The organism is Streptomyces bauhiniae (assembly GCF_004784475.1).
In the GTDB taxonomy this organism is placed as follows: domain Bacteria; phylum Actinomycetota; class Actinomycetes; order Streptomycetales; family Streptomycetaceae; genus Streptomyces; species Streptomyces seoulensis.
In genome coordinates, this window is the sequence record NZ_SRRT01000001.1 from 292,966 (window position 1) to 316,622 (window position 23,657).

The following is a 23,657-nucleotide window of genomic DNA, read 5'->3' on the forward strand; positions in this document are numbered from 1 at the left end:
CCGTTCCCGTGTGCGGACTACTCCAGGCCGCGCTTGCCCGGCGCCCAGAACGGCTTGGTCAGCACCGAGCGCCGGTCCCAGCCCGCGTCCCGCAGCACATGCCGTACCGCCTGCACGGTGCGCGCCTCCCCGGCGACGTACGCGATTCCGCCCGGCGCCGGGGCCAGGCGGCCCACCGCCTCGGGGAGCGGGACGGTGCCGCGCAGCACCCAGTCGAGCCGGCCGGCGTGGGCCAGCGGGAGCCGGTCGTCCGCCGTGGCGGTCTCCACGCAGCCCGAGACCCGCGTGCCGTCTGGCAGCGCGGCGAGCATCGCGCCGAAGGCGACGGACGCCGTCTCGTCGCCGACGAAGACATGGTGCGCGGCGTCCGGGCGCAGGGTGAAGGAGCCCTCCGGCTTGCCGAGGCGCACCTCGTCGCCCGCCTTCGCCTCGCGCGCCCAGCGGGCTCCGGGGCCGTTCCCGTCGTGGTCCAGCACGCACAACTCCAGGGCGCCGGACGGCTCGTAGCGCCACACCGAGTAGGTGCGCCGGGTCAGCGCGGAGCCCACCAGCACCCGGACCTGCTGGCCGGGGAGCACGTCGAGCCCGGCCAGCGCCTCGCCCTCGATCCGCAGGCGCCGCATCCGCGCGGTGAACCGTTCCACGGAGGTCACGGTCCCCCGGAGCATTAGCAGATCGAGGACAGGGTTCAGCAGCGCGGACATGCACGGCTCCTAGAAGTGGACAACTCGGGCCCAGGCGACCGGAGTTGATCATCGGTGGGGGGTGGAGGGCGATGCTACGCGCTCCGGGACGGGCGTGGCAGACCGGAGGGTAGGGTTCCGGCCGCCCCATCCCGCGATCACCAGGGCGGTCGCCGCGAGCACCACGAGGGCGACGAGGCGCAGCGCCGGGCCCATGCCGTCCAGCAGGCCGGTGTGCGCGGAGAGCACGGTCCCGGTGACGGCGACGCCCAGCGCGGCACCGGTCTCGCGGGCCGTGGTGCCGAGGCCGCTGCCGAGCCCGGCCTGGTGCGCGGGGAGCGAGGTGATCACGCCCACGGTGAGCGCCGGCATCGACAGGCCCGTACCGGCGGAGACCACCAGCAGCCAGCAGACGTAGAGCGCGTACGGGGTGTCCACGTCGGCGGTCGACGCGGCGAGCAGGCCCAGGCCGATCAGGGCGAGGCCCGCGCCGACGAGGGCGCGGGGGTGAGCGGCCCAGCGGCCGGCGAGCCGCTGGGACACGGCCATGCCGACGGGCAGCGGCAGGATCGCCAGGCCGGTCAGGGCGGCGCCCATGCCCTTCGCCTCTTGCAGGTACTGGGAGTTGACGAAGAACAGCGCGAACAGGCCGAAGAAGCCGGTGGCCGTGCCCAGCGACGCGGCGCGCAGCCGGGCCGAGGCGAAGACGCGCGGGTCGAAGAGGGGGGCTGGGGAGCGCAGGGCGTGCGCGGTGAAGGCGCCGGTCAGCACGGCACCGGTGGCGAAGGCGCCGAGGATGCGCGCGGAGGTCCAGCCGTAGGAGGGGCCCTCGATGATGCCGAACAGCACGGCGACCAGGCCCCCGGTGAGCAGCAGGGTGCCCAGCGGGTCGAGGCCGGTGCCGGGGGAGCGCGGGGTACGCGGGGTGGTCGCGGCGACGGCGGCGGCGAGCAGCGCGGCGAGCGGCACCATGGCCGCGAACAGGGCCCGCCAGGACAGGTACTGCCCGGCGAAACCGCCCGCCAGGTTGCCGACCCCGCCGCCCAGGCCGAGCGACAGCGTCCAGGCGCCCATCGCGCGGGCCCGGGTCTCCGGGGTCGACAGCCGCATCAGGATCGACAGCGTGGCCGGGGTGATCAGCGCGGCTCCGGCCCCGGAGACCGCCCGGCCCGCGATGAGGACGGCCGGGTCGGCGGCGAGGGCACCGGTGGCGGCGCCCGCGGCGAACAGGGCGAGGCCGGTGAGCAGGGCGCCCTTGCGGCCGTAGCGGTCGCCGAGGGCGCCGGCCGGGACGAGGAGTCCGGCGAAGGCGATCACGTAGGCGTCGACTATCCACAGCAGTTGGCTGTGCGAGGGGTGCGGGGACGACGCCATGAACTGGGGGATCAGCAGGTTGATCGCGGCGACCATGCTCTGGGCGACCAGGACACAGGCGCACAGCACGAGCAGCGTCGAGCGTTTCAGGGCAGGCGGGGGCACGGCTCCTCCGGGAGCTGGTCGGGGTGGTGCGGGGATGTGCCTTCACCGTAGGGTCGGGTCCGACCTGCTTGCCAGTGCAACCTTCGCAAGGGATGATTGCGTGTGACGCAATCCGGAGACACCTCGCCGCTCGCGGGCGTGGACCTCAATCTGCTGCTCGCGCTCGATGTGCTCCTGGAGGAGCAGAGCGTCCGGGGTGCCGCCCGGCGGCTGCATCTGTCGGAGCCCGCGATGAGCCGCACCCTCGGCCGTATCCGCAAGGCGCTGGGCGACCCCGTACTGGTGCGCGCCGGGCGGCAGATGGTGCCGACCCCGCACGCGCTGGCGGTACGGGCCGAGGTCAGCGCGGTGGTCGAGCGGGCCCGCGCGCTGTTCGCACCCGGCCGGGACACCGACCCGCGCACGATGACCCGTACCTTCACGATCCTCGGCCACGACGCGACCGCCGCCACTCTCGGCGCCCCGCTGCTGACCCGCACCGCCCGCGAGGCGCCCGGCATCCGGCTGCGGTTCCTCTCCGAGAGCCCGGTCGACGCCCCCTTCCTGCGCCAGGGCACCGCCGACCTGGAGATCGGCGTGGTCGACACCACCGCCCCCGAGGTGCGGGTGGAGACGCTGTACGAGGACCGAATGCTCGGGGTCGTACGGGCCGGACACCCTTTGCTGGACGACGAGTTGACCCCTGAGCGGTTCGCCTCCGAGGCCGGGCATCTGAGCGTGTCCCGGCGGGGACGGCTGCGCGGGCCGATCGACGACGCGCTCGCCGCGCTCGGGCTCACGCGGCAGGTCGTCGGCAGCGTCGGGACCTACCCGGCCTCGCTGTTCGTACTGCGGGACACCGACCTGGTCGGGATCGTCAGCCGGGGGAGCCGGCCCCTGGCGGAGACGCTCGGACTGGTCACCTTCCCCATCCCGCTCCCGCTGCCGCCCCTGGAGGTCGGGCTCGCCTGGCATCCCCGCCACGACGCCGACCCGGCCCACGCCTGGCTGCGCGCCACGGTGAAGGAGTTGATGGCCGAGCGGATTGCGGTTTCCTGACCACCTGTCACCCCTCTATGCTCAGCGGTCGTCGTCCACCTTCTCGTGGGCGCGGGACTTCCATGCATCGGGGGATGGCATGAGCAGTGCTCAGGTACCGCCGCAGGCGGAGCGGACGTCGGCCGAGCGGGCACCGGTCCATCCGCCGCCCGTCCCGCCCCACGCCAGCGAGGCCACCCGGCTGCTGTGCGCGGGCGCGTATCTGGACTCCGGCTACCGCGACCGCGTCATCGAGGAACTCCACCTCAACGAGCAGCGGATCGTGGCCCCTTCGTTCGGTTTCGACGCGGCGCGGGTGCTGGCGCACGCGCTGCGGGCCCGGCGGCAGGAGCTGGTCTGGGCTGGCGCGATCACCGGGCTGTGGCTGGTGGGCCTGCCGCTCAGCGGCGGGCTGCTCGCGCTGTACCTGTGGCCCAGCATCTGGCTCGCGCTCGCCCCCTGGCTGCGCGGGCGCGCCGCTTCGCCGCCGCTGTACCGGCTGGTCCTCGCCTTCCTGGCGCGGTGGTGGGGACGGGCGTGGTTCGCGGCGCTGTTCGTGCTGACCGTCGTCACCGCGTTCGGCGGGGGTCCGTCCCCCGAGCCGTCCTACGACCCGTACGGGTACGGGGGGTACGGCGGTTCCGAGGACCTCTCCGACTCGCTCACCCCGGCCGTGGAGCTGTGGCAGGCGTGGTTCACCCTCGTCGTGCTCGCGCTCATCGCGGTGTGCGTGCACGCGCAGCGGACCCAGTTCAGCCGGGCGCTGGCCGGTGAGCTGTCCCCGCAGCGCTTCCCGGACGCCGCCGCCGACCCCGCCGAGCAGGCGCCGAGCCCGCGTTTCCAGCGGCTCAGGCAGCGCATCCGGCTGGAGCAGCACGCGCCGCTGGTCATGTACCACGAGGCCCGGCCGTTCTGCGGGGCCGGGGACGCGTACGACACGTGGGTGCTGGCCGTGGAACTGAAGCCGGACGAGCTGGCGAAGGAACGCCAGCCGCTCAGCAACCGGGCGATCCTGGAGAAGATCCGCCCCCGCCTGGAGCAGCTCCGGGTACCGGCCGAGTACGCGGGGCCCGGTGTCCGGGACCGGCTGCGCTGGCTGGAGATCGACGAGTGCGTGTTCCTGCCGGTGGAGGGGCTGCGGAAGCGGGAGCAGGCGCCGTACACCGCCGAGGCGTTCGAGCAGCACCGGGCACGGGCGGTGGAGGAGGGGGCCGAGAAGCGGCGGCACTTCCTGCGGGTGCGGGTCGGCGGCTGGGAGGAGGAGCTGGTCGTCACCGTGTACGTCCGCGTCCACACCCAGGGCGGCATGCTGATGCTGGAGATCGCGCCGCATGTGCTGACGCCGGTGCGCGAGGACTTCAAGGACGCCGACCGCGCGGCCCATCGGTTCCGGCACAACAACCACCTCGGCAAGGCCGCCACCGCGCTCGTCCTGGTGCCGGGTTCGGCGGGGCGGGCGATCGCCCAGCTCGGCCGGGGGCTGGTGCACGGCTGGCGGCTGCTGACCGGCGGGTACGCGAACGCCCTGCCCGACGGTCCCGCGCTCTCGGTGCGCGAGCTGGGGTCCACCCCTGTCGGTTCGCTGTTCCAGGAGATGGACGTCGTCCGGTATCTGCGCGGGGTGCAGGACCGGGTGGCCGACGGAGTGCGGTCCGCGCTCGCCGAATCCGGTTACCAGACGGGCGAGTTCGTCCGGAAGGTCGTCAACATCCGCAACGGGGACGTCCACATCGGCCGCGTCGAGGGCAGCACCTTCGCCGTCGGCAGCCACGCCACCGCCACGGGCGCGCCCGCGCCGCAGGAGGGAGCCGGGACATGACCGGTCAGGAGCCGAACGTGCGCATCGGAGACGTGTCGGGCAGCACCTTCGCCATCGGCAACCACGCCCACGCCGAGAGCCACCAGCACAGTACGGGCACCCCTGCCGACCAGGAACTCCTGGCAGCGGTACGGGAGTTGCGCGCCGACCTCGCGCGGGTACGGGCCACCGAGCAGACCGCCGCGCTGGGCGAGGCGCTCGCCGACACCGAGGCGGAACTCACCCGCACCGGCCAGGCGAGCCCCACCCGCCGCGAACGCCTCCGCGAACTCCTCACCGACTCCCAGTCCCTCCTGACCGTCCTCGCCTCGGCCGGCACGGTAGCCGGCCTCCTCGGACTCTGACCGCAACACACAAGGGGGGCCGCGATGAGCGGGGGAGAACAACACTGGAACGAAGACACCCAACGCTGGGAGGCCGGCCCCGCCGCCGACGCACCCCCGACCCCACCACCACCATCGCGCCCGGAGTACGCCCCGGCCCCGGTGTGGCCCCCGGCCGACCCGACGAGGCCCGCCGAACCACCGGCCCCGGCCGCCCCGACGAGGCCAGCCGGCCCACCGGCCCCGGCCTGGCCCCCCGCCGACCCGACGGGGCCCACCGAACCACCGGCTCCGGCCGACCCGACGAGGCCCGCCGGCCCGCCGGCCTCGGAGTGGCCCCCGGCCGCCCCCACCGAGTCCGTCGACACCCCGACCTCCACCTGGCCCCCGGCAGACCGCCGCACTCCTTCTGCCTCCGGCGGTCCGGCGGCCGATTCCCCGGCTTCCGCCGACGCGCCGACCTCCACCGATCCGTCGACCGGCGCGCGGTCCCCGGCCGAGCATTCGGCGTCCGCCGAGGGGTCCGGCTCTGCGGGGCCGATGGCTGGCGCCCGGTCCTCGGCGGAGCCGTCGGCGTCTGCCGGTGCGCGTTCCTCGGGTGAGCCTTCGGCGTCCGCCGGCCCTTCCGCCGCTGCCGGGGCGACGGCTGGCGGTCGGCCCTCGGGCGAGGCACCGGCGTCCGTCGAGGGGTCCGGGTTTGCGGGGCCGGCGGCTGGTGCCCGGTCCTTGGCGGAGCCTTCGGCGGCTGCCGAGCGGTCGACCGATGCGTGGCCCTCGGCTGAGCGTTCGGCGTCCGCCGGCCTCTCCGCCGCTGCCGGGGCGACGGCTGGCGGTCGGCCCTCGGGCGAGGCACCGGCGTCCGCCGAGGGGTCCGGGTTTGCGGGGCCGGCGGCTGGTGCCCGGTCCTTGGCGGAGCCTTCGGCGGCTGCCGAGCGGTCGACCGATGCGGGGCCCTCGGCTGAGCCTTCGGCGGCTGCCGGTCCCTCCGGCTCTGCCGGTCCGCCGACCGGGATCGGGCCCTCCGCCGACCCCTCGGCTTCCGCGTGGCCACCCGCAGATCGGCGGACGCCCCCGCCCTCCTCCTGGCCACCGGCCGGAGCTTCCTCGGAAGGGGAGCCGTCGGACGCTGCCTGGCCATCGGCCGAGTTTTCCGGGCGCGCGGAGCCGCCGAGCGGCTCATGGCCACCGGCCGAGTTGCCGGCGCACGCGGAACCCCCCACCGCCTCGTGGCCTCCGGCGGAGCCGGGTGCGCCTGCCGGCCCCTCGGCCGCCACCTGGCCCGCCGATTCCCAGACCGCCACCTGGCCCCCCACCCCTCCGACCTCGACCTTCCCCGCCGCCGCCCCCTGGCCCCCCGCCGATCCGGCACCGCCCCGCAGTGGCCCCAGTCGGCGCCTCCTCTGGTCTGTCATCGTCGGGGCCGCGGCGGCCGGGATTGCGGTGAGTCTGGTGTTGGCGCTGGTCGTCGGGAAGGACGACGGTGACGACCGGAGCCAGAAGGGGCGTACCTCCTCCGCGCCCGTGACTCGTAGCCCCAGCCCCCTCAGCAGTTCGCCCACCCCCAGCCCCTCGCCCAGCGCACCCCCCGCCGGATACGAGCTGCACGACGACGGTGAGGGGTTCCGGGTGGCCGTGCCCGAGGGGTGGACGCGGGCGACCGTGCCGTCCGAGTACGGGATGGCCGTCGTGAACTTCCGCAGCCCCGACAAGGAGCGCAGGCTCCAGGTGTACGAGGTGTCGGAGGCGAGCCCGGACGCGTCGTTCGACCTGTACCTCTCCGACCAGACCGCCAAGCCGCGCGGCTTCGAGAAGCTGGCGCTGACCAACCTGGACGAGGGGGACTTCACCGGCTCCCGGCTGGAGTACCTCGCGGACACCATCCGGAACGAGCCCGAGGTCGGCACCTGGCACGTCTACGACGAACGCTTCGTCGCCACCGACGGCAAGATCTACGCCCTCGCCGCCTACGGCCCGGACGCTGACGGCAGAGAAGACGAGCTGGAACTCCTCACCACCGCGCTCGACTGGTTCTGCCCGCCCGGCATGAACTGCGACCCGGCAGGGAACGCGGCGCTCGACTGATCGAATAGACCCGGTTCGCACGGGTGCGTACCGCGGTCGTGATCCACGCCACCCTCGCTCGTCCGATTCCTCCGCCTTTCTCCCGTAATTTCCGTGACCCAGCGCACTTTCGGCCATCGAATGCGCATGCGCGTCACCGGCCTCGGGCATGCGGTCCTCCGCCCAGACGTGGCAGCTCTGTCACGCAGGGCGGCTGAACAGGAACGGAAGGCAAAACCGATCATGGCGGACAGAACGGAACGACCGGCCGAGGCCACCATCCACGCCGGAGGCGAGTGGCTGGAAGCGGACTCCGGTGCGACCCGCGAGATCCTCGACCCCGCGGACGGCAGGCCCTTCGCCGTCGTCGCCGAGGGCGGGACCAAGGACGTCGACCGGGCGGTGGCCGCCGCCCGCCGCGCCTTCGACGAGGGCCCCTGGCCGCACACCCCGGTCGCCGAGCGCGCCGCCCTGCTGCGCCGCGTCGCGGACCTCCTGGTCCGCGACCGCGAGGAGCTGGGCCTGCTGGAGAGCAGGGACGCGGGCAAGACCGTCGAAGAGGGCCGCGTCGACATCGACTGCGTCGCCGACGCCTTCCGCTACTTCGCGGACCTGGTCGCCGCCGAGGCGCCCGGCCGGGTGGTCGACGCGGGCTCGCCCGACATCCACAGCGTCGTCGTGCACGAGCCGGTCGGTGTCTGCTCGCTGATCACCCCGTGGAACTATCCGCTGCTCCAGGCAAGCTGGAAGATCGCCCCGGCGCTCGCCGCGGGCAACACCTTCGTGATCAAGCCCAGCGAGATCACCCCGATGACCACCATCGCGCTGATCGGGCTGCTGGTGGAGGCCGGACTCCCCGAGGGCGTCGCGGGCCTGGTCACCGGCCCCGGCCACACCGTCGGCGCCCGCCTCTCGGACCACCCCGACGTCGACCTGGTCTCCTTCACCGGCGGCCTGGTCAGCGGCGTCAAGGTGGCCCAGGCCGCCGCGCCGAGCGTGAAGAAGGTCGCGCTGGAACTCGGCGGCAAGAACCCCAACGTGGTCTTCGCCGACGCCTGCGCCACCGAGGAGGGCTTCGACACCGCCGTCGACCAGGCCCTCAACGCCGCCTTCATCCACAGCGGCCAGGTCTGCTCGGCCGGCGGGCGCCTCATCATCGAGGAGCCCGTCCGGGACCGCTTCGTCGCCGAACTCGCCCTCCGCGCCCGGAAGATCAGGCTCGGCCGCGGCACCGTACCCGGCGTCGAGTGCGGCCCCCTCGTCTCCGAGCAGCAGCGCGCCAAGACCGAGGACTTCGTCGCCTCCGCGCTGGCCGAGGGCGCGCGCCTGGTCTGCGGCGGCAAGCGCCCCGAGCCCACCGCGGACCGCCCCGAGTCCGGCTACTTCTACGAGCCGACCGTCCTCGACCACTGCCACCGCGAGATGCGCGTCGTGCGGGAGGAGGTCTTCGGCCCCGTCCTCACCGTCGAGACCTTCCGCACCGAGGACGAGGCGGTCACCCTCGCCAACGACACCGAGTACGGCCTCGCGGGCGCCGTCTGGACCGCCGACCCCGGCCGCGCCCGGCGCGTCGCCGCCAAGCTGCGGCACGGCACCGTGTGGATCAACGACTTCCACCCCTACCTGCCGCAGGCGGAGTGGGGCGGCTTCGGCAAGAGCGGCACCGGCCGCGAACTGGGCCCCGCCGGCCTCGCCGAGTACCGCGAGACCAAGCACGTGTACCAGAACCTCGCCCCGAGCCCGGTGCGCTGGTTCGCCGGCTGAGCCTCCCCCCAGACCTTCGTACGACCTCCCTGCCCCCAGGAGTCAGACACCCCATGCCCGAACACACCCACGAGTACGACTACGTCGTCGTCGGCGGCGGCACGGCGGGCTCGGTCATCGCCTCCCGCCTGACCGAGAACCCGGACGTCACCGTCGCCGTCATCGAGGGCGGCCCGAGCGACGTCGACCGCGACGACGTGCTCACCCTGCGCCGCTGGATGGGCCTGCTCGGCGGCGACCTCGACTACGACTACCCGACCACCGAGCAGCCGCGCGGCAACTCCCACATCCGGCACAGCCGGGCCCGCGTGCTCGGCGGCTGCTCCTCGCACAACACCCTGATCTCGTTCAAGCCGCTCCCCTCCGACTGGGACGAGTGGGAGCAGGCCGGGGCGACCGGCTGGGGCGCCGTGCCGATGGAGGCGTACTTCGCCCGGCTGAAGAACAACATCGTCTCGGTGGACGAGAAGGACCGCAACGCCATCGCACGGGACTTCGTGGACGCCGCGCAGTCCACGCTCGGTGTGCCGCGCGTGGAGGGCTTCAACAAGAAGCCGTTCACCGACGGAGTCGGTTTCTTCGACCTCTCCTACCACCCCGAGAACAACAAGCGCTCCTCCGCGTCCGTCGCCTACCTCCACCCGGTGATGGACGAGCGCCCCAACCTCCACCTGTTCCTGGAGACTTGGGCCTACAAGCTGGAGCTGGACGGCACCCGCGCCGAGGGCGTCCACGTGCGCACCAAGGACGGCCAGGAGCTGCTGGTCAAGGCGCGCAACGAGGTGATCCTCTGCGCCGGCGCCGTCGACACCCCGCGCCTGCTGCTGCACTCGGGCATCGGCCCGCGCGCCGACCTGGAGGCCCTCGGCATCCCGGTCGTGCTGGACCTGCCCGGCGTCGGCGAGAACCTGCTCGACCACCCGGAGTCGGTCATCGTGTGGGAGACCCACGGACCCATCCCGGAGAACTCCGCGATGGACTCCGACGCGGGCCTGTTCGTCCGCCGCGACCCCGAACACGCGGGCCCGGACCTGATGTTCCACTTCTACCAGATCCCGTTCACGGACAACCCGGAGCGACTGGGTTACGAGCGGCCCGAGTTCGGCGTCTCGATGACCCCGAACATCCCCAAGCCCAAGAGCCGCGGCCGTCTTTACCTGACCAGCGCCGACCCCGAGGTCAAGCCTGCGCTGGACTTCAGGTACTTCACCGACGAGGACGACTACGACGCCCAGACCCTGGTCGACGGCATCCGTATCGCCCGCGAGGTGGCCAAGTCGGAGCCGCTGGCCCACTGGCTCAAGCGCGAGGTCTGCCCCGGCCCCGAGGTCCAGGGCGACGAGGAGCTGAGCGAGTACGCGCGCAAGGTCGCGCACACCGTGTACCACCCGGCCGGCACCTGCAAGATGGGCGCCGCCGATGACGAACTCGCCGTGGTGGACCCCGAGTTGCGTGTCCGGGGTCTCAACGGCATCCGCATAGCCGACGCGTCCGTCTTCCCGACGATGACCGCGGTGAACCCGATGATCGGAGTGCTCATGGTCGGGGAGAAGGCCGTCGAACTGATCGGTGGTGACGCGCGATGACGCTCACCGTTCCCACCCGTAAGCCGCCCACCACCAGCGACGCGCCGGTCTTCGCCGTCGACGGCCTGTGGAAGGTGTTCGGCCCCAAGGCCGAGCGCGTCCCCGCCGACCCGGCGCTGGCCGCGCTGAGCCCCGCCGAGCTGCGCGCCGAGACCGGCTGCACGGCCGCCGTGCGGGACGTGTCCTTCGAGGTCCGCAAGGGCGAGGTCTTCGTCGTCATGGGCCTGTCCGGCTCCGGCAAGTCCACCCTGGTGCGCTGTCTGACCCGGCTGATCGAGCCCACCGCGGGCACCATCGCCATCGACGGCGAGGACGTACGCGCCATGGACCGCGGCCGGCTGCGCGAACTGCGCCGCCACCGGGCCGCGATGGTCTTCCAGCACTTCGGCCTGCTGCCGCACCGCACGGTCCTCGACAACGTCGCCTACGGCCTGGAGATCCAGGGCATGGGCCGCGCCGAGCGCCGGGAGAAGGCCGCCGAGGTCGTCGCCAAGGTCGGCCTGGCGGGCATGGAGAAGCGCCGTCCGGGCCAGCTCTCCGGCGGTCAGCGCCAGCGCGTCGGGCTCGCCCGCGCCCTCGCCGTCGATCCCGAGGTGCTGCTGTTCGACGAGCCGTTCAGCGCGCTCGACCCGCTGATCCGGCGCGACATGCAGGACGAGGTCGCCCGTCTGCACAGCGAAGAGGGCCGCACCATGGTCTTCATCACCCACGACCTCACCGAGGCCCTCAAGCTCGGCGACCGCATCGCCCTGATGCGCGACGGCCGCGTGGTCCAGCTCGGCACCCCCGAGGAGATCGTCAACTCCCCGGCCGACGACTACGTCCGCGAGTTCGTCCGCGACGTGCCGCGCGAGCAGGTCGTCACCTGCCGTACCGCCATGCGCCCCGCCTCCCTGGAGGAGGCCGGCAGCGGTCCCGCCGTACGCCCCGAGGCCCCGGTCGCCGAGGCCATCGAGGCCGTCGCCCGCGCGGGTGAGCCGGCCCGTGTGATGGACGACGGCACCTGTATGGGTGTCGTCGACTCCGACGCCCTGCTCAACGTGGTCGCGGGCACCGGCACGGCCGCCCCCGCCGAGCGGGAGGCCGAGCCCACCCTCGTGTCCGCCGTCCCCGAGCCCAAGGCGGTCTGATGGCTACCATCACCGCCCCCAGCGCCCGGCGCGCCCTGCCCGGCCTGCTCAAGTCCCGTCCGGCGGCCAAGCTGCTCACGCTCGCCGTCGCCGCCGTGATCCTCGTCCCCCTGCTCGATGGCCGGTGGGGCAGCGGACACTGGCCGCACGCGCTGACCGTGAGCCTCACCGGTCCGCTCGGCGACGCCAGCGACTGGGTGATGAACAACCGGGACACCCACCCGCTGTTCCTGTACTTCTTCGGCCACATCAGCAACGCGGTCGTGCTCTGCGTACGCGGTGTCTACCTCGCCCTGCTCGCCATGGGCTGGGTCGGCGTCACCGTGCTCGGCGCCCTGGTCGCCTGGCGGGTGGCCGGGGTGAAGCTGGCCGCCGGGACGGCCGTGGCGTTCCTCGCCTGCGGCGCGCTCGGCATGTGGCTGCCCACCATGCAGACGCTCGCGCTCATGGTGGCCGCCGTGCTCGCGTCCGTCGCCGTCGGCGTCCTGCTCGGCCTCGCCGCCGGGCTCTCCGACCGGATGGACCGCGCGCTGCGCCCGGTGCTGGACACCATGCAGGTGCTCCCGGCCTTCGCCTACCTGCTGCCCGTGGTGCTGGTCTTCGGCATCGGCGTCCCCGCCGCCGTCCTGGCCACCGTGGTCTACGCGGCCCCGCCGATGGCGCGGCTCACCGCGCTGGGCCTGCGCGGCGCCGACCCCGAGGTGCTGGAGGCGGTGCGCTCGCTGGGCGCCACCCCGCGCCAGCGGCTGCTGACCGCCCGCATCCCGCTGGCCCGCAAGGAACTGCTGCTCGGCCTCAACCAGACGATCATGATGGCGCTGTCCATGGCCGTCATCGCCTCCGTCATCGGCGCCGGCGGCCTCGGTGACCGCGTCTACCAGGCGCTCGCCTCCGTCGACGTCGGCGCCGCCCTCGCGGCCGGCATCCCGATCGTGCTGCTCGCCATCGTGCTGGACCGGGTGACCGGCGCCGCCGGCCGCGCCGCCGACGGCACCGGCGAGTCCCGCCGTACGGTGTGGCTGCTCGCGCTCGCCGGCACCGCCGTCGCGGCGGTCGCCGCCCGGCTGCTCGGCGGCGCCGAATGGCCGGGCTCCGCGACCGTGAACATCGCGGAGCCGGTCAACCACGCCGTCAACTGGATGACCGCGCACCTCTACTCCGGCGTCCCCGTCATCGGCGGCACCGCCGACTGGGCCGCGCACTTCACCACCTGGATGCTGGACCCGCTCCGCGACGGCCTGCGCGCGCTGCCCTGGTGGTCGGTGCTGCTGATCGTCGCCGCGCTGGCCTGGCTGATCGGCACCTGGCGCACCGCGCTGACCGCCACCCTCGCCATGGCCGCGATCGGCGTGCTCGGTGTCTGGGACTCCTCCCTCGACACCCTCTCCCAGGTACTGGCCGCCGTCGCCGTCACCCTGGTCCTCGGCATCGCCACCGGCATCGCGGCCGCCCGCAGCGACCGGGTCGACCGGATGCTGCGCCCGGTGCTGGACGTGTTCCAGACCATGCCGCAGTTCGTGTACCTGATCCCGGTCGTCGCCCTGTTCGGCGTCGGCCGTGCCCCCGCCGTCGTCGCCGCCGTGGTGTACGCCCTCCCGGCCGTCGTCCGGATCACCGCGCAGGGCCTGCGCCAGGTCGACCCGGCCGCGCTGGAGTCCGCCCGCTCGCTGGGCGCCACCGGCCGCCAGCAGCTCTGGCAGGTCCAGCTCCCGCTGGCCCGCCGCTCGCTGCTGCTCGCGGTGAACCAGGGCGTGGTCCTGGTCCTCGCCGTGGTCATCATCGGCGGTCTGGTCGGCGCGGGCGCCCTCGGCTACGACGTCGCCTTCGGCCTCGCCCAGGGCGACCTCGCCACCGGCCTGGTCGCCGGTGCCGCGATCGTCTGCCTCGGTCTGATGCTCGACCGGGTCACCCAGCCCACCGGCCGCCGTACGAAGAAGGGAGCGTGACATGCGACTCCGTACGACCCTCTCGGTGAGCGTCGCCGCCGCGTCCGCGCTCGCCCTGCTCACCGGCTGCGGCGCGGCCGACATGACCAAGCAGGCCAGCCCGTTCGCCAACGCGGGCGGCGCGAAGAGCATGACCCTGTCCGTGCAGTCCTGGGTGGGCGCGCAGTCCAACGTGGCGGTCGCCAAGTACCTGCTGGAGCACAAGCTGGGCTATCGCGTCGACACCGTCCAGGTCGACGAGATCCCCGCCTGGGACGCGCTCAGCCAGGGCCGCGTCGACGCCCTGCTGGAGGACTGGAGCCACCCCGAGCAGGAGAAGCGGTACGTCCACGACAAGAAGACCGTCTCCTACGCGGGCGGGCTCGGGGTCACCGGGCACATCGGCTGGTTCGTGCCGACGTACTTCGCCAAGCAGCACCCGGACATCACGGACTGGAAGAACCTCAACAAGTACGCCTCCCAGTTCCGCACCGCCGAGTCCGGCGGCAAGGGCCAGATCATGGACGGCTCCCCGGCCTACGTCACCCATGACAAGGCGCTGGTGAAGAACCTGAAGCTGAACTACCAGGTCGTCTTCGCCGGGTCCGAGGCCGCGCAGATCACCCAGATCAAGCAGTTCGCCAAGGAGAAGAAGCCCTTCCTGAGCTACTGGTACACCCCACAGTGGCTCTTCAAGAAGGTCCCCATGACGGAGGTGAAGCTCCCGCCCTACAAGGAGGGCTGCGACACCGACACCGCGAAGATCACCTGCGCGTACCCGAAGACCCCGCTGCGCAAGTTCCTCAACGCCGACTTCGCCCGCTCCGGCGGCAAGGGCGCGGAGTTCCTGAAGAAGTTCCAGTGGACCACCGAGGACCAGAACGAGGTCTCCCTCATGATCGCCGAGCAGAAACTCAGCCCGGAGGAGGCCGCGAAGAAGTGGGTCGACACGCATCCTGACCAGTGGAAGCGCTGGCTTCCCTGACGGACGGTGCCGGGCGGCGGACTCGTAATCCGTCGCCCGGCAGCTCACTGGATCAGGTCGGTGTGCGGATGCTTGGGCGAGGCCGGGCAGACGTAGATCTGCATGTTGTCCGTGCTGCCGACCTCGACCTTGGTCGGCTGCGACGGGCTCTGGCCGCAGCAATGCCCGGCGGCGATGGCGGCGGCCTGGTCTTCCTGAGGTGCCCAGTTGTGTCCCTCGCCGCCGTCCCATTCACGGGAGGCGATGGTCAGCAGCGGGACCATCCGCACTTCACAGACAGCGCAGTACCGGGGCTCGGGGTCGGTGCGGCCCCACGGAGGCCAGCCGCCGACCTTCCAGCCGGGCGCGTCGGCCAGGTGGACGTCATAGAACTCCTGCGGATATTCCGCGTAGGAGCCGTCCACGTCGGCGTCGGCCGCCTGCCATCTGCTCCAGTCCCCCACCATCAGCCGCATCTGCGGGCTCAGATCGAGGCTGTTGGGGTACTCGGTGATCGCTTCCGGTGCCAGCACGCACGGCTCCGGCAGATAGCCCTCGTAGTTCACCTCGTACGGTTCGGGCGGTGTGGCGAGGATGTCGGCGACCTCGGCGGCGGACCGCCAGAACAGTGCGGTCGACGGCTTGTGATCCGGATCGTGGTCGTAGGGGCACCACAGAATCTGGAGCAGATCGGCCTCTCCGGGCGGCCGCAACAGGGGTATGTCGCGCAGGTAGAGCTGGGCCACGGGCAGCATGGGGACCGGGCAGTCCGCGGGGGGAGGGCCGGCGTCGAGCCGCTCCGCGAGCCTCGCGGCGTTCCGCTCCTTGACCGCCTCCTCCTCGGGCGTCATGCCACCGCGACTGTGATCAGCGTGCCACCGGACCCGCAAGCGTCTGGTGAGACGCACATCGTCCGGCGACTCGCGGAATCCGCTGTCCACGTGCAGGTGCGAGGCTTCACAGTGCGGCCATGGCTCATCCACCGGCCACAGCAACGGCCCCCCGACAGAACTCTCTTCGACCGAGGGCGCCCCGGGACGAGGGTGCAGACGGATCGCAGGACGTGCCAAGGGCGCCAACTCCGGGAAGACCCTGGTCACATCCACGGGCCGTGGCGGCGTCGTACGTACGAGAAGCATGCCGGTGATGCTGCCATCACCCACTGACAACTCCTGGCGATGGGCCGTTCCAGGCCGTCCCTCGGCACCCTTACTGGTGCTGCCCCGGCGTGTAATGCCCCGGCACCATCCGCGTCGACACCGCGAAGCGGTTCCAGGCGTTGATCACTGTGATCGCGGCGATGAGCTGGGCCAGTTCCGCCTCCTCGAACTGCTTGGCGGCGCGCTCGTACACCGCGTCCGGGACGAAACCGTCGGTGAGGACGGTGATCGCCTCGGTCAGTTCCAGGGCCGCCAGCTCACGGTCGGTGTAGAAGTGGCGGGACTCGTCCCAGGCGCTGAGCTGGATGATGCGCTCCACGCTCTCCCCGGCCGCGAGCGCGTCCTTGGTGTGCATGTCGAGGCAGTACGCGCAGTGGTTGAGCTGCGAGGCGCGGATCTTGACGAGTTCCAGCAGCGTCGGGTCGACGCCCTTCCGGGCGGCCGCGTCCAGGCGGACCATCGCCTTGTAGACCTCCGGCGCGTGCGACGTCCAGGACAGGCGGGCGGGGTGCTCGGGGGCGTACTCGGTGGTGTTCTCCGTGGTCTCCATACGGCAAGCCTAGGAGCGAAGCTGCCCAGGAGTATGGTCCATTTCCATGGCGGATTCATGGGCCAATCTGGGGATCGACCTCCACCTCGAACCGGCCGGGAGCAGTGGCCTGCGCCGGGGTCTCACCGACGCGCTGCGCGACGCCGTACGCACCGGCCGGCTCGCCCCCGGCACCCGGCTGCCCTCCTCCCGCACCCTGGCGGCGGACCTCGGGATCGCCCGCAACACCGTCGCCGAGGCGTACGCCGACCTGGTCGCCGAGGGCTGGCTCACCGCCCGCCAGGGCTCCGGCACCCGCGTCGCCGAGCGGCCCGTACCCGCGCCCGGAGCGGCGGGCGCCCCCGTCCGGCGCCGCACGCCGGGCCGCCCCGCGCACAGCCTGGTCCCCGGCACCCCCGACCTCGCCGCCTTCCCCCGCACCGAGTGGCTGAGGGCCGCCCGCCGCGCCCTGACCCGCGCCCCCAACGACGCGCTGGGGTACGGCGATCCGCGCGGCCGCCCCGAACTGCGCACCGCCGTCGCCGAGTACCTCGCCCGCGTCCGGGGTGTACGGGCCGACCCCGGCTCGGTACTGATCACGGCGGGCTTCTCCCACGCCCTGCGCCTCCTCGGCACCGTGCTGCGCGGCCGGGGAGCCCGCACGGTCGCCGTCGAGTCGTACGGCCTGTTCGTGCACCACGATCTGCTCGCCGCGTCGGGTCTGACGACCACCGCGCTGCCGTACGACGAACTCGGCACCGACACACGGCCGTTGGGCACGGAGGGTGCCGTACTCCTCACCCCCGCCCACCAGTTCCCCATGGGCACCCCGCTGCGCCCCGACCGGCGCGCGGCCGTCGTCGACTGGGCGCGGCGGACCGGCGGGCTGATCCTGGAGGACGACTACGACGGCGAGTTCCGCTACGACCGCCAGTCCGTGGGCGCCCTCCAGGGCCTCGACCCGGACCACGTGGTCTACCTCGGCACCGCCAGCAAGTCCCTCGCCCCCGGACTCCGCCTCGGCTGGATGGTGGTCCCCCCGGCCCTGCTGGCGGAGCTGACGGCGGCCAAGGGCCACAGCGACACCGTCGGCGTGCTGGACCAGCTCACGCTGGCCGAGTTCATCGCCTCGGGCGCGTACGACCGCCATGTGCGCGCCGCCCGGCAGCGCTACCGGCGCCGCCGGGACCAACTCGCCGCCGCCGTGGCCGACCGGGCGCCCGAGGTGACAGTCACCGGGATCGCGGCCGGGCTGCACGCGGTGCTGCGGCTGCCGCCCGGCACCGAGCGGGCGGTCGTGCAGGCCGCCCACTGGCAGGGCCTCGCGCTGCACGGCCTCGCCTTCTACCGGCATCAACTGGCCGTCGCCGAACCGCTGGAGGCGCTCGTCGTCGGCTACGGCACCCCGCCCGACAGCACCTGGCCCACCGTCCTGGAAGCCCTGTGCCGGGCACTGCCGTAGCCGTCAGCGCACCGGCTCCGCCTCCGGCTGAGCCGCCGGCTCCGGCGCCTCCCCGAACCGTCCCAGCGTCAGCGCCCCCGCCACCGCCACGACGAACCCCAGCACCGCGAGCGGACCGAGCCCCGGCCTCGTGCGGTCGCCCAGCCAGAGCACGCCCACCGCCGCCGGGCCCAGGGTCTCGCCGAGCACCATGCCGGCCGTCGCCGTGGTGACCGAGCCGCGTTGCAGCGCCGAGGTCAGCAGCAGGAAGGCGGCGCCGCCGCCGAGGAGGAGGGCGTAGAGGGACGGGGCGGTCAACAGGGCGGCTGGGACAAGGGAGTTCACCAGGCGTACCGCGACCTCGACCACCCCGAAGCCGAGCCCCGCGCCGAGGCCGAGGAGCAGGGCGCGCGGCCGTCCCGAGAGCCGGCCGCCCACCGCGCCGAGCAGCAGTACGCCCGCCGCCGTCGCGAGCAGCGCGTACGGCAGCCAGGCCGGGCCGCCGCGGTCGCCCTCCGCGCCCGAGGCCAGCCCGAGCAGCGCGAGCCCCGCGCACACCACGCCGACCGCCGCCCACTCCGCCCCGCTCAGCCGCACCCGCAGCAGCCGCGCCGCGACCACCGCCGTCACCGCGAGGCTCGCGGCCAGCGCGGCGCCCACCGCGTAGATCGGCACCGAGCGCAGCGCGAGGATCTGGCACACGAAGCCGAGCCCGTCCAGCGCGAGCCCCGCCGCGTACCGCCACTGCCGCACCGCCCGCAGCAGCAGCGCCGCCTCCCCGCCGCCCTGTTCCCCGGCCGCCCGCGCGGCCACCGCCTGAAGGACCGTGGCCGTACCGAAGCAGACCGCGGCGCCGAGCGCGCACACCATTCCAAAAAGCACAAAGCGACTCTAGGGTCTTTCGTTTGGATCAGGCCGGGCTCGCGGGCCCCGGCACCGCGCCTCGCCGCGTTGTCGTCACTCGCCATGGCTCCGCCATGACTCCCTCCTCCGCCTTGCGATCCACGGCACCGGACCCCACTCCCTGATCCGGCCTGATCCAAACGAAAGACCCTAGGGGAACAGGCGTACGCCGGGCCGCCCTGCCGGAAACTCATACCGATCTCTAAGCTGACTGCCGAACGCATCACCGACGGGGGAGAAGAGAACATGGCCGACACCCGCGCACAACTGCGGTCCACCACCGTGGTCCTGGGCGGCATGGGGCTGCTCGCCGCCGCCCTCACCGCATGCTCCTCGTCCGACCCGGACAAGCGCTGCGTGGACCGCGACAGCTACACCGTGGGCAAGGGCTACCACGTCGTCTCCGACAAGAACTGCAAGTCCGGTTCCAGCGGGGGTGCTTACTACTACGGCGGCAAGAAGAAGGGCTCCTGGGTCCGCAGCGGCTCCTTCACCCCGCCCCGCAAGTCCGGCAGCGGCTCAGGCCGTTCGGGCGACGACGACAACCACAGCGTGCACCGGGGCGGCTTCGGCAGCGGCCACGGCAGCTCCGGCGGCTGACCGGGCGGGGCCGCAGCCATGGAACGCCGTACGATCACGCCCCGCCCCGACTGGCAGCGCACCGTCGAGGAACAGGGGATCGTCTACCCGCTCACCCGCCACCCCGACGGCTCCCTGCGTCCCTACTGGGACGAGAGCGCGTACTACGTCTTCTCGCTGCCCGAGGTGGAGGCGCTGGAGGAGACCGTCGAGGAACTGCACACCATGTGCCTGGCCGCCGCCGGGCACCTGGTGGAGCACGGCCGGCTCGCCGACCTCGGCATCACCGACCCGCGGGTGACCGCCGCCGTCACCGAGTCCTGGCACCGACGTGCCGAACTCCCGTCCGTGTACGGCAGGTTCGACCTGCACTACGACGGCACCGGCCCGGCGAAGCTGCTGGAGTACAACGCGGACACCCCGACCTCGCTGGTGGAGGCCGCGTCCGCGCAGTGGTTCTGGATGGAGGAGCGCTTCCCCGGCGCCGACCAGTGGAACTCGCTGCACGAGCGCTTGGTGGACACCTGGCGCAAACAGGCGAAGCTCCTCCCGCCGGGCGCCCCGCTGCACTTCGCGCACTCCTCGGCCGACGAACTCGGCGAGGACCTGATGACGGTCGCCTACCTCAAGGAGACCGCCGAGCAGGCCGGGCTCGACACCGACTGGCTCGCCATGGAGGAGATCGGCTGGGACACCCTCTCCGGCCGCTTCGTGGACAACCGGCTGAGGTTCATCCGGGCGATCTTCAAGCTGTACCCGTGGGAATGGCTCACCACCGACGAGTTCGCCGGGCACGTCCTGGACACCCTGGACAACGGCGGCGGCACCGGCAGCACCCTGTGGATCGAGCCCGCCTGGAAGATGCTGCTCAGCAACAAGGCCCTGCTGGCGATCCTCTGGGAGCTGTACCCCGGCCACCCCCACCTCCTCCCGGCCTACCTGGACGGCCCCCGCGAGCTGGCCGCCACCACCGGCTACGCCGCCAAGCCGCTGCTCGGCCGCGAGGGCGAGGGCGTCACCCTGCACCCGCCGGGCAGCCCCGCCCCTCCGGCGCCCGAGGAGACCTGCTGCTACCAGGCCCTCGCCCCGCTCCCCGTCTTCGACGGCAACCATGTCGTCCTCGGCGCGTGGGTCGTCGGCGACGAGGCGGCCGGGCTCGGCATCCGCGAGTCCTCGGGGCTGATCACCGACTCCTACGCCCGCTTCCTGCCGCACGTGATCCTCTAGGGCCTCTCGTTTGGATCAGGCCGGGCTCGCGTGCCCCGGCACCGCGCCTCGCCGCGTTGTCGTCGGTCGACATGGCTCCGCCATGACTCCCTCCTCCGCCTTGCGATCCACGGCACCGGACCCCGCTCCCTGATCCGGCCTGATCCAAACGAAAGACCCTGGACCCCGCGCACACCCTCACCCACGGCCGGTACGCTGGTCGTGGGCCGTGACTGGCGCGCTGGGATGGGATGGACCATCGGGGAGCGGCCCGGGAGTCAGTGCCGTGCGCCTGGGCCGAACCGAACACGACGACACACCGACGCCCTGTCCGGAGGCCCCCATGCCCGAGAACCCCACCCCGTCCGGCTCCGCCGAGACCACCGCCTACCGCGCCGCGCTCGACGTCATCCGCGCGGTCGAGCCCCGCGTCGCCGACGCGATCGGCCAGGAGGTCCACGACCAGCGCGAGATGCTCAAGCTGATCGCCTCCGAGAACTACGCCTCCCCGGCCACCCTGCTGGCGATGGGCAACTGGTTCAGCGACAAGTACGCCGAGGGCACCGTCGGCCGCCGCTTCTACGCCGGCTGCCGCAACGTCGACACCGTCGAGTCCCTCGCCGCCGAGCACGCCCGCGAACTCTTCGGCGCTCGGCACGCCTACGTCCAGCCGCACTCCGGCATCGACGCCAACCTGGTCGCCTTCTGGGCCGTCCTCGCCGACCGCGTGGAGGTGCCGTTCCTGGAGAAGACCGGCGCCCGCCAGATCAACGAGCTGTCCGAGGCCGACTGGGCCGAGCTGCGGCAGGCGTTCGGCAACCAGCGCATGCTCGGCATGTCCCTGGACGCGGGCGGCCACCTCACCCACGGCTTCCGCCCCAACATCAGCGGCAAGATGTTCGACCAGCGCTCCTACGGCACCGACCCGGCCACCGGCCTGATCGACTACGAGGCGCTGCGCGCCCAGGCCCGCGAGTTCCGCCCGCTGATCCTGGTCGCCGGGTACTCCGCGTACCCGCGCCTGGTGAACTTCCGGATCATGCGGGAGATCGCGGACGAGGTCGGCGCGACCCTCATGGTCGACATGGCGCACTTCGCCGGTCTGGTCGCGGGCAAGGTGCTCACCGGCGACTTCGACCCGGTGCCGCACGCGCAGATCGTCACCACCACCACCCACAAGTCGCTGCGCGGCCCGCGCGGCGGCATGGTCCTGTGCGACGACTCCCTCAAGGACCAGGTCGACCGGGGCTGCCCGATGGTGCTCGGCGGCCCGCTCCCGCACGTCATGGCCGCCAAGGCGGTCGCCCTGGCCGAGGCCCGGCAGCCCTCGTTCCAGGACTACGCCCAGCGCGTCGTCGACAACTCCCGCGCGCTCGCCGAGGGCCTGATGAAGCGCGGCGCCACCCTGGTCACCGGCGGCACCGACAACCACCTCAACCTGATCGACGTCGCCGCCTCCTACGGCCTCACCGGCCGCCAGGCCGAGGCCGCCCTGCTGGACTCCGGCATCGTCACCAACCGCAACGCCATCCCCGCCGACCCCAACGGCGCCTGGTACACCTCCGGCATCCGCATCGGCACCCCCGCCCTCACCACCCGCGGCCTCGGCACAGCCGAGATGGACGAGGTGGCGGCCCTGATCGACCGAGTCCTCACCACCACGGAACCCGGCACCACAAAGTCCGGCGCCCCGTCGAAGGCCCAGCACATCCTGGACCAGAAGACGGCGGACGAAATCGCACAGCGAGCGACAGACCTGGTAGCAGCCTTCCCCCTGTACCCGGAAATCGACCTCGGCTGAGCGCTTGAGGGGCGCGGGGAACTGCGCGACAAGCCACGACGGCGCCGCAGCCCCCCGCGCCCCCGCACCCGCCCCCACCTAGGCACCGGACCCACCTCCACCTCTGCGAGAATGGGCACCATGGCCCCCGCTGACAAGAAGCCCCGCGTACTCTCCGGAATCCAGCCCACCGCAGGCTCGTTCCACCTCGGCAACTACCTCGGTGCCGTCCGCCAGTGGGTGGCCCTCCAGGAGACGCACGACGCGTTCTACATGGTCGTCGACCTGCACGCGATCACGCTCCCGCAGGACCCGAAGGACCTCCGCGCCAACACCCGCCTCGCCGCGGCCCAGCTCCTCGCGGCCGGTCTGGACCCCGACCGCTGCACCCTCTTCGTGCAGAGCCACGTCCCCGAGCACGCCCAGCTCGCCTGGGTCATGAACTGCCTCACCGGCTTCGGCGAGGCGTCCCGCATGACCCAGTTCAAGGACAAGGCCGCCAAGCAGGGCGCCGACCGGGCCAGCGTCGGCCTCTTCACGTACCCGATCCTCCAGGTCGCGGACATCCTGCTGTACCACGCGGACGAGGTGCCGGTCGGTGAGGACCAGCGCCAGCACGTCGAGCTGACCCGCGACCTCGCCGACCGCTTCAACGGCCGCTTCGGCGAGACCTTCACCAGCCCCAAGCCGTACATCCTCAAGGAGACGGCGAAGATCTACGACCTCCAGGACCCGGCGGTCAAGATGAGCAAGTCGGCGGCCTCGCCCAAGGGTGTCGTCAGCCTGCTGGACGACCCGAAGACGACGGCGAAGAAGGTGAAGAGCGCGGTCACCGACACCGACACGGTGATCCGCTTCGACCGGGAGAACAAGCCCGGCGTGAGCAACCTCCTCACCATCCACTCCACCCTCACCGGCACGCCCGTCGCGGAGCTGGAGCGGGAGTACGAGGGCAAGATGTACGGCGCCCTCAAGACCGACCTCGCCGAGATCATGGTCGCCTTCGTCACCCCCTTCCGGGAGCGCACCCAGCAGTATCTGGAGGACACCGAGACGCTGGACTCGATCCTCGCCAAGGGCGCCGAGAAGGCCCGCGCGGTGGCCGCCGAGACCCTGGCACTCGCGTACGACCGGGTCGGTTTCCTGCCGGCGAAGCACTGACCGGGCGTCCGGGGGCGCACAGCCGCCCCCGGACGTGCGACCCGCACGCGTGTCCGGTGGGGCAGAGCGCCGTACATCACTTCCGTTGCGCCTGCCCTGCGGACACCCGTGGCCGTACAGTCGATAGCCGAAGGCCGTGCGCGGGGA

At 72.7% G+C, this 23,657-nt stretch carries 19 protein-coding genes and 1 riboswitch; of the genes, 14 read left to right on the plus strand and 5 right to left on the minus strand.

Features of this window, described 5'->3' with window-relative positions; all coding sequences use genetic code 11:
• Positions 1-17: 17 nt before the first annotated feature.
• Positions 18-704, minus strand: a complete 687-nt coding sequence (locus tag E5083_RS01445; protein WP_135783755.1) for a siderophore-interacting protein — start codon at positions 702-704, stop codon at positions 18-20.
• Positions 705-752: 48 nt separating this feature from the next.
• Entirely contained in the window at positions 753-2,162 is a 1,410-nt protein-coding gene (locus E5083_RS01450) for an MFS transporter (RefSeq protein ID WP_135783756.1), read from the minus strand.
• A 96-nt stretch (positions 2,163-2,258) separates the two neighbouring features.
• Here E5083_RS01450 and E5083_RS01455 point away from each other — a divergent pair, with 96 nt between their 5' ends.
• The 9 genes from E5083_RS01455 (at position 2,259) to E5083_RS01495 (ending at position 14,772) form a co-directional block, all read left to right on the plus strand.
• Complete coding sequence (locus tag E5083_RS01455) at positions 2,259-3,200, plus strand: LysR family transcriptional regulator (protein ID WP_135783757.1); 942 nt, start codon at positions 2,259-2,261, stop codon at positions 3,198-3,200.
• Between the two features lie 79 nt (positions 3,201-3,279).
• Positions 3,280-4,998 (plus strand): hypothetical protein, encoded by a 1,719-nt coding sequence (locus E5083_RS01460; RefSeq protein ID WP_135783758.1) that lies wholly within the window; start codon positions 3,280-3,282, stop codon positions 4,996-4,998.
• Positions 4,995-5,342, plus strand: a complete 348-nt coding sequence (locus E5083_RS01465) for a hypothetical protein (RefSeq protein WP_135783759.1) — start codon at positions 4,995-4,997, stop codon at positions 5,340-5,342. Before E5083_RS01460 ends, E5083_RS01465 begins: the two co-directional genes overlap by 4 nt.
• A 1,419-nt stretch (positions 5,343-6,761) precedes the next feature.
• Positions 6,762-7,403, plus strand: a complete 642-nt coding sequence (locus E5083_RS01470; protein ID WP_135783760.1) for a hypothetical protein — start codon at positions 6,762-6,764, stop codon at positions 7,401-7,403.
• Positions 7,404-7,625: 222 nt separating this feature from the next.
• Entirely contained in the window at positions 7,626-9,146 is a 1,521-nt protein-coding gene (locus E5083_RS01475; protein ID WP_135783761.1) for an aldehyde dehydrogenase family protein, read from the plus strand.
• Positions 9,147-9,199: 53 nt separating this feature from the next.
• Positions 9,200-10,732, plus strand: a complete 1,533-nt coding sequence (locus tag E5083_RS01480) for a GMC family oxidoreductase (protein WP_135783762.1) — start codon at positions 9,200-9,202, stop codon at positions 10,730-10,732.
• Positions 10,729-11,862: a quaternary amine ABC transporter ATP-binding protein gene (locus tag E5083_RS01485; protein ID WP_135783763.1), complete on the plus strand. Its 1,134-nt coding sequence runs from the start codon at positions 10,729-10,731 to the stop codon at positions 11,860-11,862. Before E5083_RS01480 ends, E5083_RS01485 begins: the two co-directional genes overlap by 4 nt.
• Positions 11,862-13,808, plus strand: a complete 1,947-nt coding sequence (locus tag E5083_RS01490; protein ID WP_135783764.1) for an ABC transporter permease — start codon at positions 11,862-11,864, stop codon at positions 13,806-13,808. Before E5083_RS01485 ends, E5083_RS01490 begins: the two co-directional genes overlap by 1 nt.
• Position 13,809: 1 nt before the next feature.
• Positions 13,810-14,772 carry an ABC transporter substrate-binding protein gene (locus E5083_RS01495; RefSeq protein ID WP_135783765.1) on the plus strand — a complete coding sequence of 321 codons (963 nt, stop codon included), beginning with the start codon at positions 13,810-13,812 and terminating at the stop codon, positions 14,770-14,772.
• A 44-nt stretch (positions 14,773-14,816) separates the two neighbouring features.
• Here the strand turns inward: E5083_RS01495 and E5083_RS01500 are convergent, their stop codons facing one another.
• Positions 14,817-15,890, minus strand: a complete 1,074-nt coding sequence (locus tag E5083_RS01500; protein WP_135784383.1) for a hypothetical protein — start codon at positions 15,888-15,890, stop codon at positions 14,817-14,819.
• A 70-nt stretch (positions 15,891-15,960) separates the two neighbouring features.
• Positions 15,961-16,461, minus strand: coding sequence for a carboxymuconolactone decarboxylase family protein (locus E5083_RS01505; protein ID WP_135783766.1), 501 nt, complete (start codon positions 16,459-16,461; stop codon positions 15,961-15,963).
• 46 nt (positions 16,462-16,507) lie between these two features.
• On the opposite strand from E5083_RS01505, the gene pdxR reads away from it, so the two are divergent.
• The gene (gene pdxR, locus E5083_RS01510; protein ID WP_135783767.1) at positions 16,508-17,902 is read left to right on the plus strand and encodes a MocR-like pyridoxine biosynthesis transcription factor PdxR; all 1,395 of its coding nucleotides are present in this window, start codon (positions 16,508-16,510) and stop codon (positions 17,900-17,902) included.
• A 3-nt stretch (positions 17,903-17,905) separates the two neighbouring features.
• Here pdxR and E5083_RS01515 read toward each other — a convergent pair whose 3' ends face one another.
• Positions 17,906-18,751 (minus strand): DMT family transporter, encoded by an 846-nt coding sequence (locus tag E5083_RS01515; RefSeq protein ID WP_135784384.1) that lies wholly within the window; start codon positions 18,749-18,751, stop codon positions 17,906-17,908.
• 279 nt (positions 18,752-19,030) lie between these two features.
• Here E5083_RS01515 and E5083_RS01520 point away from each other — a divergent pair, with 279 nt between their 5' ends.
• From E5083_RS01520 to trpS, 4 genes are all read left to right on the plus strand, one after another.
• Complete coding sequence (locus E5083_RS01520; protein ID WP_135783768.1) at positions 19,031-19,384, plus strand: hypothetical protein; 354 nt, start codon at positions 19,031-19,033, stop codon at positions 19,382-19,384.
• 18 nt (positions 19,385-19,402) lie between these two features.
• Positions 19,403-20,590, plus strand: coding sequence for a glutathionylspermidine synthase family protein (locus tag E5083_RS01525; protein ID WP_135783769.1), 1,188 nt, complete (start codon positions 19,403-19,405; stop codon positions 20,588-20,590).
• A 198-nt stretch (positions 20,591-20,788) separates the two neighbouring features.
• Positions 20,789-20,874, plus strand: a riboswitch (ZMP/ZTP riboswitch).
• Between the two features lie 38 nt (positions 20,875-20,912).
• Positions 20,913-22,370, plus strand: a complete 1,458-nt coding sequence (locus E5083_RS01530) for a glycine hydroxymethyltransferase (RefSeq protein ID WP_135783770.1) — start codon at positions 20,913-20,915, stop codon at positions 22,368-22,370.
• A gap of 111 nt (positions 22,371-22,481) precedes the next feature.
• Positions 22,482-23,510: a tryptophan--tRNA ligase gene (gene trpS, locus E5083_RS01535; RefSeq protein ID WP_425276682.1), complete on the plus strand. Its 1,029-nt coding sequence runs from the start codon at positions 22,482-22,484 to the stop codon at positions 23,508-23,510.
• Positions 23,511-23,657 lie beyond the last annotated feature (147 nt).

Excerpts from the sequence above, each read along its gene's own strand:
- E5083_RS01445 (WP_135783755.1), bottom strand. The coding sequence starts at position 704 with ATGTCCGCGCTGCTGAACCCTGTCCTCGATCTGCTAATGCTCCGGGGG.
- E5083_RS01460 (WP_135783758.1), top strand. The coding sequence starts at position 3,280 with ATGAGCAGTGCTCAGGTACCGCCGCAGGCGGAGCGGACGTCGGCCGAG.
- E5083_RS01465 (WP_135783759.1), top strand. The coding sequence starts at position 4,995 with ATGACCGGTCAGGAGCCGAACGTGCGCATCGGAGACGTGTCGGGCAGC.
- E5083_RS01475 (WP_135783761.1), top strand. The coding sequence starts at position 7,626 with ATGGCGGACAGAACGGAACGACCGGCCGAGGCCACCATCCACGCCGGA.
- E5083_RS01480 (WP_135783762.1), top strand. The coding sequence starts at position 9,200 with ATGCCCGAACACACCCACGAGTACGACTACGTCGTCGTCGGCGGCGGC.
- E5083_RS01485 (WP_135783763.1), top strand. The coding sequence starts at position 10,729 with ATGACGCTCACCGTTCCCACCCGTAAGCCGCCCACCACCAGCGACGCG.
- E5083_RS01490 (WP_135783764.1), top strand. The coding sequence starts at position 11,862 with ATGGCTACCATCACCGCCCCCAGCGCCCGGCGCGCCCTGCCCGGCCTG.
- E5083_RS01495 (WP_135783765.1), top strand. The coding sequence starts at position 13,810 with ATGCGACTCCGTACGACCCTCTCGGTGAGCGTCGCCGCCGCGTCCGCG.
- E5083_RS01500 (WP_135784383.1), bottom strand. The coding sequence starts at position 15,890 with ATGCTTCTCGTACGTACGACGCCGCCACGGCCCGTGGATGTGACCAGG.
- E5083_RS01505 (WP_135783766.1), bottom strand. The coding sequence starts at position 16,461 with ATGGAGACCACGGAGAACACCACCGAGTACGCCCCCGAGCACCCCGCC.
- pdxR (WP_135783767.1), top strand. The coding sequence starts at position 16,508 with ATGGCGGATTCATGGGCCAATCTGGGGATCGACCTCCACCTCGAACCG.
- E5083_RS01515 (WP_135784384.1), bottom strand. The coding sequence starts at position 18,751 with ATGGTGTGCGCGCTCGGCGCCGCGGTCTGCTTCGGTACGGCCACGGTC.
- E5083_RS01520 (WP_135783768.1), top strand. The coding sequence starts at position 19,031 with ATGGCCGACACCCGCGCACAACTGCGGTCCACCACCGTGGTCCTGGGC.
- E5083_RS01525 (WP_135783769.1), top strand. The coding sequence starts at position 19,403 with ATGGAACGCCGTACGATCACGCCCCGCCCCGACTGGCAGCGCACCGTC.
- E5083_RS01530 (WP_135783770.1), top strand. The coding sequence starts at position 20,913 with ATGCCCGAGAACCCCACCCCGTCCGGCTCCGCCGAGACCACCGCCTAC.
- trpS (WP_425276682.1), top strand. The coding sequence starts at position 22,482 with ATGGGCACCATGGCCCCCGCTGACAAGAAGCCCCGCGTACTCTCCGGA.